Consider the following 1215-nt stretch of genomic DNA (forward strand, 5'->3'; position numbering starts at 1 on the left):
TAAGCGCGCGTACGGCGACTGGACCACGACCAACCTCAACGGCTGGAAGAAGGCGCTGAACCACCACGCGATCCAGCCGGTCCAGCAGTTCGCCTACACCGTGGGCAAGAACTCCTCGGACTCCGCGCTCATCATCGACGCGATGGACCTGCTCTGGATGGGCAACGTGGACGCGTTCGCCCTCGTCTCCTCCGACTCCGACTTCACGCGCCTGGCCACCCGCCTGCGCGAGGGCGGCAAGCGCGTGATCGGCCTGGGCGCCCGCAAGACCCCCGCCTCCCTGCGCAACGCCGTGGACCAGTTCATCTACCTCGAGCTGCTCGGCACCGCCACGGACCACGACGTCGACGACGACGAGACCGGCGAGGACGCCCCCGCCAAGGAGGAGAACGCCAAGGCGTCCGAGGGCTCCGGCCGCTCGGGGTCCCGCCGCGGCGGTCGAGGCCGCGGTCGCGGGGCAAAGACCACCGACGCCACCGACACCCCCGAGGCCACGGACGCGGACGCGGAGGCCCCCGCTGTCGACGAGGCCCCTGCTGCCGACGAGGCCCCCGCCGCCGACGAGGCGCCCGCCGGGGACGCCGCCGCCGGCAAGGACGGGAAGGCCGCGGAGGCGAAGTCCGGGGCCGGTCGGCGGGGCCGCCGTGCGTCGTCGTCGGACGTCACCGAGGACCCGACCCCGCCCGAGGTGCCGGTCGAGGCCGAGCCCGAGCACGACGAGGCCGACGCCGCCCCGCGCATCGACCTGCAGGCCGCGCTCACCAAGGCCGTCAACGCCACGAGCACCGACGACGGCTGGGCCACGCTGTCCCTGATCGGCCAGCACCTGAGCCGCACCCACGTGGACTTCGACCCGCGCGACTTCGGGCACTCCAAGCTCTCCACCCTCGTGGAGGACCAGCCGTACCTGCGCACCCGCACCGAGGGCCGGACCATGGAGGTCTCGCTGGTCCGCCGCCGCAGCCGCCGCGCCGAGGGCTGAGCGGCACGGCCCGTCGTCCCCCGCGGCCGGCGGGCCGGTCAACCGGCCGTTCACCCGCCGGCCACCCGCCCACCACGCCCGCCCGGTAGGCTCCCCGCCATGGGGAACACTCTGGGCTTCCTGCGCGGCGTCGACCGCCTGCACGCCTTCTACACGGAGAACGTGCGCATGCTCGCGCACGCGTACGACCTGACGGACGAGGAGGCCTCGGAGCTGCTCGCCAACACGGGCTT

The 1215-nt window shown here is 74.0% G+C and carries 1 protein-coding gene; it reads left to right on the top strand.

Translation table 11 applies throughout. The features are described 5' to 3' along the window. A partial coding sequence (locus tag D8M29_RS12020; protein ID WP_148111617.1) for an NYN domain-containing protein occupies window positions 1–982 on the top strand: 982 nt, incomplete at its 5' end. Between the last annotated feature and the right edge of the window lie 233 nt (window positions 983–1215).

The organism is Micrococcus sp. HSID17227 (assembly GCF_003989405.1).
Taxonomy (GTDB): Bacteria; Actinomycetota; Actinomycetes; order Actinomycetales; family Micrococcaceae; genus Micrococcus; species Micrococcus luteus.